General features: G+C 53.6%; 7 protein-coding genes. 6 read left to right on the forward strand and 1 reads right to left on the reverse strand.

Features of this window, described 5'->3' with window-relative positions; translation table 11 throughout:
• Window positions 1–295: 295 nt before the first annotated feature.
• Genes QWF21_RS12065 through trpA form a run of 6 tightly spaced genes read left to right on the forward strand, consistent with a single transcriptional unit; the run spans window position 296 to window position 6,852 of the window.
• Window positions 296–1,882: an anthranilate synthase component 1 gene (locus tag QWF21_RS12065; RefSeq protein WP_330088305.1), complete on the forward strand. Its 1,587-nt coding sequence runs from the start codon at window positions 296–298 to the stop codon at window positions 1,880–1,882.
• A complete protein-coding gene (locus QWF21_RS12070) occupies window positions 1,879–2,472 on the forward strand; it encodes an aminodeoxychorismate/anthranilate synthase component II (protein ID WP_330088306.1) in 594 nt (197 codons plus the stop codon). Before QWF21_RS12065 ends, QWF21_RS12070 begins: the two co-directional genes overlap by 4 nt.
• Window positions 2,469–3,479: an anthranilate phosphoribosyltransferase gene (trpD, locus tag QWF21_RS12075; protein WP_330088307.1), complete on the forward strand. Its 1,011-nt coding sequence runs from the start codon at window positions 2,469–2,471 to the stop codon at window positions 3,477–3,479. The genes QWF21_RS12070 and trpD overlap by 4 nt, the downstream gene beginning before the upstream one ends.
• The gene (gene trpCF, locus QWF21_RS12080) at window positions 3,472–4,857 is read left to right on the forward strand and encodes a bifunctional indole-3-glycerol-phosphate synthase TrpC/phosphoribosylanthranilate isomerase TrpF (protein ID WP_330088308.1); all 1,386 of its coding nucleotides are present in this window, start codon (window positions 3,472–3,474) and stop codon (window positions 4,855–4,857) included. The genes trpD and trpCF overlap by 8 nt, the downstream gene beginning before the upstream one ends.
• Window positions 4,844–6,049, forward strand: a complete 1,206-nt coding sequence (gene trpB / locus QWF21_RS12085) for a tryptophan synthase subunit beta (RefSeq protein WP_330088309.1) — start codon at window positions 4,844–4,846, stop codon at window positions 6,047–6,049. Before trpCF ends, trpB begins: the two co-directional genes overlap by 14 nt.
• Window positions 6,046–6,852, forward strand: coding sequence for a tryptophan synthase subunit alpha (gene trpA / locus QWF21_RS12090; RefSeq protein WP_330088310.1), 807 nt, complete (start codon window positions 6,046–6,048; stop codon window positions 6,850–6,852). The genes trpB and trpA overlap by 4 nt, the downstream gene beginning before the upstream one ends.
• A gap of 6 nt (window positions 6,853–6,858) precedes the next feature.
• Here trpA and QWF21_RS12095 read toward each other — a convergent pair whose 3' ends face one another.
• Window positions 6,859–8,466, reverse strand: a complete 1,608-nt coding sequence (locus QWF21_RS12095) for a serine hydrolase (protein WP_330088311.1) — start codon at window positions 8,464–8,466, stop codon at window positions 6,859–6,861.
• Between the last annotated feature and the right edge of the window lie 289 nt (window positions 8,467–8,755).

Genomic DNA, 8,755 nt, shown 5'->3' on the forward strand with positions numbered 1-8,755 from the left:
TTAAAACATATTAGCCATCCAGACATTTATAGGTTTATAATGCTGGACATACAATAAACCGTTTTTTTTCTGCAGAGCTCTTGACCTGAGTTGAAAATCGCGGTTTGATAGCACAAACGATAATCAAGAACGTGATTAAAGCTAATGCAACTTCTCAATGTTTGTTCATTCACTGCAATCAACTGGTGGTGGCACACTCCCAACGGGCGTGTGTTGTAGGCGTTGTTTTAGCTTTAATAACCTGAGCCCGTTTCGATGAAACGGGCTTTTTTTTGGTTTAAATTTAGAGAATATTATGATTTTCAGTCACATCACAGAACAAGCCGGAGAAGTCGCCAGCATCGCCATGGCGATCGACTACCAGCAGGATCCCTTAGCCTGTTACCAGCAGCTGGCAGCCGTCAATCCATGCTCTTTGTTGCTCGAGTCGGCTGAAATCGACAGCAAAGATAACCTGAAGAGCTTATTGCTGATTGATGCAGCCCTTCGCATCGAGTGCAATGCTGATACCGTGCTGATTGAAGCTCTCAGTGCCAATGGCGTCACCCTGCTGCCCTTTTTAGCCGACAAGTTGCAAGCTGAAGCCGAAGTGAGCCTGCTGCCAGAACAGTTGACCGTGCGCTATGCCAAAGCGGCTCCGCTGCTGGATGAAGCGAGCCGCTTGCAGGTCGCTAACCCTTTTAGTGTGCTGCGCTGCATTCAGTCGCAACTAAACAATCAGAGTGACGAGCAGTTCGCGATTTTCTTAGGCGGCGCCATTGGCTACGATATGATTGCGACGGTTGAACAATTGCCGGAAGTAGCAGTTGGTGATAATCAATGCCCTGACTACTTGTTTTATCTGGCCGAAACCTTGCTGATCACCGATCATCAGGCCCGTAGCAGCAAGCTGATCGGCAATGTGTTTTGCGGTGAGCAAGCCGCAGCCAACTGTTTTGCCATTGGTAAGCGTCTGGAGCAACTTAAGCAACTGACCCAACAACAGCAGCCTTTTAAGCGCGCAGTATCCGCAGCTGGTACAGGCGAGGTGCAAGTTGATATCAGTGATGATGCCTTTAAAGCCGAAGTAACACGGTTAAAGCAGCATATTGTCTGTGGTGATATTTTCCAGGTGGTGCCTTCACGCTGCTTTCAACTGCCTTGCCCTGAGCCATTGGCCGCTTATGCCCGGCTGAAACAGCTGAACCCAAGCCCCTATATGTTTTACCTGCAGGATCGGACCTTTACCCTGTTTGGCGCCTCGCCCGAGTCGGCACTTAAATTCGATGCCAGCAATCGTCAGGTCGAGATTTACCCGATTGCCGGCACCCGCCGCCGTGGTTTTCATGCCGATGGCAGCATCGATGCCGATCTGGATAGCCGCATTGAGCTGGAGCTGCGCCAGGATGAAAAAGAAAAAGCCGAGCATCTGATGCTGGTAGATTTAGCCCGCAACGATGTGGCCCGGATTTCCGTGCCAGGTACACGCTATGTCAAAGAGCTGCTCAAAGTAGATCGCTACTCCTACGTCATGCACCTGGTTTCCCGCGTCATTGGTACCTTAAAACCTGAACTGGATGCATTGCATGCCTATCAGGCATGCATGAACATGGGCACTTTGGTGGGGGCGCCGAAAGTCAAAGCCGCAGAACTAATTCGATTGGTGGAACAAAAACGCCGAGGCAGTTATGGCGGTGCTGTCGGCTACCTGAGCGGTGATGGCAGCTTTGACAGTTGCATTGTGATCCGCTCTGCCTATGTGCAAGATGGGATGGCCTCCATCCAGGCTGGTGCCGGTGTGGTGTTCGACTCCGATCCACAGGCCGAAGCCGACGAAACCCGCAATAAAGCACAGGCAGTGATCCGCGCCATTCAAACAGCCGCTCAGCAGGAGGCGCTATGACCACCTTGTACATGCTCGATAATATCGACTCCTTTACCTACAATCTGGTGGATGAGTTTGAACAACTGGGCTATCAGCTGAAACTGTACCGCAATACCGTGCCGGCTGATTTTATTATGCAGCAACTAACCAGCGAGCCAGTTCCCACTGCTCTGGTGCTCTCTCCCGGACCGGGTGCGCCTGAGCACGCCGGCTGCATGCCAGAGTTGATTCGTCAGGCCGTTGGTAAGGTGCCTTTGCTTGGCATTTGCCTGGGTCATCAGGCGCTGGTGGAGCATTTTGGTGGCGTGGTGGGTCAGGCTGGCGAAACCGTGCACGGCAAAACCTCCGCCATTGCACTGACTGAGCATCCGGTCTTTGCCGGTCTGCCACAACCCTTTCCGGTAGCACGCTATCACTCGTTGATTGCCACTACAGTACCGGAGTCTTTGCAGGTGATCGCCCACTTTAACAGCATACCGATGGCCATCGCGCATCGTAGCCTGCCAATCCTCGGTTTTCAGTTTCATCCCGAGTCCATCCTGACCACACTTGGCAAGCCCTTGCTAAAACAGAGTCTGGATTATTTGATGTCAAGGAGCCCTTCATGATTGCAGAACTGGTGCAAAAGCGCCTGAATGGCGGCAATTTCAGCCAACAAGAAGCTCAGCAATTTTTTTCAGCCGTAGTGGCAGGTGAAGTAGATCCGATAGACCTGACTGCTGTGCTGGTTGCCGGTAAACTGCAAGGCATTCAGGCCGATGAAGTGGCCGGAGCGGCGCAGGCCCTGCGTGCTGCCGCCACGCCTTTCCCGGTACAGGCACACAACAGCATCGATTGCTGTGGTACCGGCGGTGATGGCAGCAATACCATCAATATTTCCACCACAGCCGCGATCGTTGCCGCCGCTGCCGGGCTTTCGGTGGCCAAACATGGCAATCGCAGTGTTTCCAGCAAGTCCGGCTCGGCCGATTTACTGGAAAGCCTGGGTGTGAATATTCAGCTTTCGCCCGAACAGGCAGCCCACAGCCTGCAGCAGGCTGGTTGCGCATTTTTATTCGCTCCCCTCTACCATGCTGGGATCCGACATGCGATGCCAGTGCGTCAACAACTGAAAACCCGCACTCTGTTTAATGTGCTGGGGCCACTGTTAAACCCTGCGGCGCCGGGTTTTCAATTGCTTGGCGTCTATGATCCGGCCTTGGGGCCTGTAATGGCACAGGCACTGGGGCAATTGGATGTCCGTACAGCCTGGGTGGTGCATGGCAGTGGCTGCGACGAAATTGCCTTGCATGGGCCCACCGAGGTCACTGAGCTGCATAATGGCGTTATCCGCCAGTTTACGCTGACACCCGCCGACTTTGGTTTGCCTGAACGCGACCTTGCTGAACTGGCTGGGGGCGATCCGGCTGAGAATGCCGCCGCCAGTCTGGCCATACTGCAGGGCAAGGGTCTGCCGGCACATCAGGATGCGATTGCCGTCAATGTTGCTGCCATGATGGCGATTACCGGGGTGAACGCTGATCTTAAAGACAACGTGGCCCATATAAAGCAGCTGCTAAGCACCGACCAGGGCTACCGCACCCTGCAATTGATGAAGGAAGCGTCCCATGGCTGATATTTTAAAGAAAATCGTTGATTTTAAACGGCAGGAAGTAGCCCGTTTTAAAACCGAGCGCCCGCTGGAGAGTTTTTTAGCCCAGGTCAAACCGAGTAACCGCAACTTCCTGGCAGCACTGCAACAAGCCGGGCCTCGCTTTATTTTAGAGTGCAAAAAGGCCTCCCCTTCCAAAGGGTTGATCCGGCCACACTTTGATTTGGATGAACTGGCAGAGGTGTATGGCCAGTACGCCGATTGCATCTCGGTACTGACCGATGCCGAGTTTTTCCAGGGCAGCTACGACAACCTGAGTCAGATCCGCGCTTTAGTCAATCAGCCCTTGCTGCACAAAGACTTTATTATCGATAGCTATCAGATGTATCTTGGCCGCTTAAGTGGCGCCGATGCTGTGTTGCTGATGCTGTCAGTACTGACCGATGACGAATACCAGGAGCTGCATCAGGTAGCCGATGCGCTCGCCATGACGGTATTAACCGAAGTCAGTAACGAAGAAGAAACCAAACGGGCCGTTCAGCTGGGCGCTAAGCTGATTGGCATCAATAACCGCGATTTACGCGATTTATCCACCGATCTCAATACCAGCTTCAGGCTAAGCAAACTGCTGCCAGCCGATGTGACCCTGGTATCGGAGTCTGGCATTTACACCAATCAGCAGGTACGCCAGCTAAGCCAGGTCGCCGATGCCTTTTTGGTCGGCAGCTCCTTAATGGCACAAGCCAATCTGGCTCTGGCCTGCAAGCGCCTGACCCGGGGAGAGCACAAAGTCTGTGGTCTGACCCGACCGGAAGATGTGTTGGCAGTGCAGCAAGCCGGTGCCTGTTATGCTGGCTTGATTTTTTACAGCAAATCACCTCGGGCAGTGACGCTTGCTCAGGCCAAAGCCCTGGTCGAAACCGCACCTCTGCAATTTGTTGGTGTCTTTGTCAATGAAAGCGAGCAGCAGGTGGCCAGCATCGCTGCCGAGTTGTCACTGGCAGCGGTGCAGCTACACGGCGATGAAGACGATGCCTACCTGGAGCGCCTGCGGGCCCTGCTGCCAGCCGGAACCGAAATCTGGCGCGCTTACCGCATAGCCGATAGCTTGCCCAACTTTACCACCCAAGCCGACCGCCTGTTGCTCGATACTTACCAGCCCGGAGTTGCCGGCGGTACTGGTGAGCGTTTTAATTGGCAATTGCTAAGCAAGCTGCAAAGCAAAGTGCCTGTGATGCTGGCAGGTGGCTTAACCCCTAACAACATTTCGGATGCACTGGCCTTGCCGGTTGCCGGGCTGGATATCAACTCCGGCATTGAGCAGGCAGCTGGCATCAAAGATCACGACCTATTATTGACTGCTTTTAACCGGATCAGAGAGTTTTCTTATGACAAAGCGTAGTTTATCCGCCTATTTTGGCGATTATGGCGGCATGTTTGTCCCAGAGTTACTGGTACCCGCCTTAAAGCAATTGGAGCAGGCTTTTATAGATGCTCAGGATGATGCTGAGTTTCATGCCGAGTTCCAGCATCTGCTCTCCAGCTATGCCGGCCGGCCCACACCATTAACGCTGTGCCGCAATATATCTCCCAACCCCAAGGTTAAAATTTACTTAAAACGTGAAGACTTACTGCATGGCGGTGCGCATAAAACCAATCAGGTATTGGGCCAGGCTTTGCTTGCCAAGCGTATGGGGAAACACGATATTATTGCTGAGACCGGTGCTGGCCAACATGGTGTAGCCACCGCTCTCGCTTGTGCATTACTCGGCTTAAAGTGCCGCATTTACATGGGCGCGAAAGACATTGAGCGCCAGCAACCCAATGTGTTTCGTATGAAGTTGATGGGTGCTACCGTGATCCCCGTCACCGCAGGCTCTGGTACCTTAAAAGATGCCGTGAATGAAGCCATGCGCGACTGGTCTGCCAGTTACGATAAAAGCCATTACCTGCTCGGCACCGCTGCAGGTCCTCACCCCTTCCCAACCATAGTACGTGAATTCCAGCGCATGATTGGTGAAGAAGCCAAGCAGCAGATCCTATCTGAAGAAGGACGATTGCCGGATGCAGTGATCGCCTGCGTCGGTGGTGGCTCCAATGCCATCGGCATGTTCGCCGATTTTATTGAAGAGCCATCGGTGCAACTGATTGGTGTTGAGCCCGGCGGGATGGGCATTGATACCCACCAACACGGCGCTGCGCTCAGTACCGGCAGTTACGGCATTTTGCACGGTGCCTATACCGCTATTATGCAAACAGCTGATGGCCAGATTGAAGAGTCCTACTCGGTTTCTGCCGGCCTCGATTACCCGGCGGTTGGGCCGCAACATACCCACCTGCAGCAATCCGGTCGGGCCAGTTATGTCGCCATCAACGATGACGAAGCACTGGCTGCCTTTCAGGCATTGGCCAGACACGAAGGCATTATCCCAGCCCTGGAAAGCTCGCATGCACTGGCCTATGCCCTGAAGCTGGCTCAGCAAGCTGATAAAGAGCAAATCCTACTGGTCAATTTATCCGGGCGGGGCGATAAGGACTTAACCCATGTGCATAGCATTTTAACTGCGCAAAGCGCACAGGAGGAGCAGGCATGAGCCGTTATCAGCAGATGTTTAATCGCCTGGAGCAGCAGCAACAAGGCGCCTTTGTTCCTTTTGTTACCATCGGGGATCCGAACCTAGAGCTATCGTATCAGATCATTGAAGCCCTGATCGAAGGTGGCGCTGATGCGCTGGAGCTGGGTATTCCATTTTCTGATCCGGTGGCCGATGGTCCCACCATTCAGGGTGCGAATATCCGTGCTTTAGCCGCAGGGGTCACCCCAGGCGGTGCGCTCGGACTGATCAGCCAGCTGCGCGCCAAATATCCAGACTTACCTATTGGCCTTCTGCTCTACAGCAACCTGGTGATGGCCAGGGGAATTGATGCCTTTTACCAACAGGCAGCCGCTGCCGGCGTTGATTCGGTGCTGATTGCCGATGTGCCGCTGCATGAGAGCAAACGCTTTCGCCAGGCCGCCATGCAGCATGGGGTAGCACCCATTTTTATTGTGCCGCCAAACTGCGATGATGACAGCCTGCGTCAGGTGGCGTCGTACGGCCGTGGTTATACCTACCTGCTAAGCCGGGCCGGCGTTACAGGTACTGAAACCAAAGCAGCAGCACCTGCCCATCATCTGATTGAGAAACTGGCCGAGTACCATGCAGCGCCCACCTTGCTCGGATTTGGCATCTCAGCACCAGAGCATGTGAAAGATGCGCTGGATAGTGGCGCCGCAGGGGCTATTTCAGGCTCAGCCATTGTGCAGCGGATTGAAAAGCTGCAACACCAGCCAGAAGAACTGCTGCAAGAGCTCACCACTTTCGTCCGGCAGATGAAAGCGGCTACGCAGCGTTAACTTAGCTTAATCATCCCCGGTAGCTTCTGCAGCTGCCGGGGCTGAATCCGCCACCTTGCTAAACGCCATATCACGATAGGCATGGCGGCTTCCAACCTGCACCCGGTGTGGCATCAATTCAAAGCCGGTCACCTGACGCTTTGCATTCAGTTGAAACTGGATCAGCGTATCTGCTGCCACATTGGGGTCTTGCCAGCGGATCACAAAGCTGTGATCGGCAAAAGGCTCCATGCTGCCCACTTTATTCACCATCCGCTCAGAGCGAAAGCTCAGGCCTTCGTGACTGTGCAGGATTTCAATGCCACCAAACCAGCGATCGACAAAATAACCGGTGTAAGCACTGAGTGGAAGTAACACTTCGCCGGTCCCGACCGGCAAATCCGGCGTCCGGCTGGCCGCTCTTTGCTCGCGCTCTTCACGTTCTTGTTGTAAAAACGCAACCCAGTTTTGTGGCTCAGGTACTACCAGATAGCTATCCAGAATGGACTGCATCACTGCCATCCTGGCACCACTGTCCGAGCCATTATTCAGTACCACCACCCCCAGCTCCAGCTCTGGTACCAGAGCAACATAGGCCTGATAGCCGGATAAGGTGCCGGTATGGTGCACCACCTTATGGCCATACATGTCCTGCATCCGCCAGCCAAGACCATAGGCACTGAAATGGGTTTGATGCAGCTGTCGGGTGCGATTGGTCACCGCCATCAGTGTATTCGGTGACCACATTTCCTGCAGTTGCTGCTGACTAAATACCCGGAAGCTATTGGTTGATGCCTGAGACTGCTCGAGCAGATACTGCAGCCATTTGGTCATCTCCGCCGCGCTACATACCAAGCCACCTGCTGCTGCCGACATCAGTCCTTTGCCATCAATGCCATTGCGCGGAATACTAAAAAAGTCACCATTGCGAGTGCTATAACCTACCGCACTGTTGGCCACCGCCTCTGCCGGCATATCACCGGCATAACAGGCCATACCAAGCGGCTGGAAAATACGTTCTGCTACAAAATCTTCCCAGGCTTGCTGCGCGACACGGGCGACCAGTTCTGCAGCTGTAATGTAGAACACATTGCTGTAACCGTAATTGCTGCGAAAGCTAAATTCAGGGGTCAGATAGCGTAGATTGTGGATCACTTCCTGACGGCTAAAACCGGAAGGTTCAGGCCAAATCATACTATCACCAGCACCACCGACCAGACCGCTGCGATGCGATAGCAAATCACGAATGGTAAACTCACTGGTGACCCAGGGATCCTGCAGCCGAAACTCCGGCAGGTGATCGACCACCTTGTCATCCCAGCTCAGCTTACCCTCATCCACCAATATCGCCACACTGGCCGCCGTAAAAGCTTTGCTGGCAGAAGCCAGCCGGAAGTAGCTGTCGGCAGCAACCGGTAACTGGGTTGCCAAATCCCGGTAGCCATAGCCAGCAAGATGCACCACTTCCCCCTGATGCACCACAGCGACTGACATACCAGGTGTATCAAACGCCTGCATGGATTGCGTCACTAAATCAGAGATGGACAGCTCAACGGCAGGCTCAGCCTGGCTCACACTGCACGACAACCAAACAGCAGCCGATACCAGTTTTATAGTAGGAATTAAATATTTCATGATAGGAATAATTTATTACGAATAATTCCAGCTTATCACAGCAGGATGAATGCAATCCAGTGCATCATTGTGATCATCTGATGGCTTCGGCTGAGACGCTCCTTCAGGCTCGCCACAACAACTACTCCGGCATCCTGCCCTGCGCCCTTCGGGCCAGCTAAAGCTGTTCAAATGTGCTCCCGGCACATTTGTCGCTATCGCTCAAACATGTTGATGTCGATCTGAACGAGGCCTCAGCCTTCGCGGATAGATAGGAGTCAGGCGCTTCAACGCAAAAAGCCCACTCGAA

The organism is Alkalimonas mucilaginosa, from assembly GCF_036327005.1.
Taxonomy (GTDB): Bacteria; Pseudomonadota; Gammaproteobacteria; order Enterobacterales; family Alteromonadaceae; genus Alkalimonas; species Alkalimonas mucilaginosa.

What these genes read in the sequence shown, in the direction of transcription:
- QWF21_RS12065 (WP_330088305.1), top strand. Translation starts at nt 296, where the DNA reads ATGATTTTCAGTCACATCACAGAACAAGCCGGAGAAGTCGCCAGCATC.
- QWF21_RS12070 (WP_330088306.1), top strand. Translation starts at nt 1,879, where the DNA reads ATGACCACCTTGTACATGCTCGATAATATCGACTCCTTTACCTACAAT.
- trpD (WP_330088307.1), top strand. Translation starts at nt 2,469, where the DNA reads ATGATTGCAGAACTGGTGCAAAAGCGCCTGAATGGCGGCAATTTCAGC.
- trpCF (WP_330088308.1), top strand. Translation starts at nt 3,472, where the DNA reads ATGGCTGATATTTTAAAGAAAATCGTTGATTTTAAACGGCAGGAAGTA.
- trpB (WP_330088309.1), top strand. Translation starts at nt 4,844, where the DNA reads ATGACAAAGCGTAGTTTATCCGCCTATTTTGGCGATTATGGCGGCATG.
- trpA (WP_330088310.1), top strand. Translation starts at nt 6,046, where the DNA reads ATGAGCCGTTATCAGCAGATGTTTAATCGCCTGGAGCAGCAGCAACAA.
- QWF21_RS12095 (WP_330088311.1), bottom strand. Translation starts at nt 8,466, where the DNA reads ATGAAATATTTAATTCCTACTATAAAACTGGTATCGGCTGCTGTTTGG.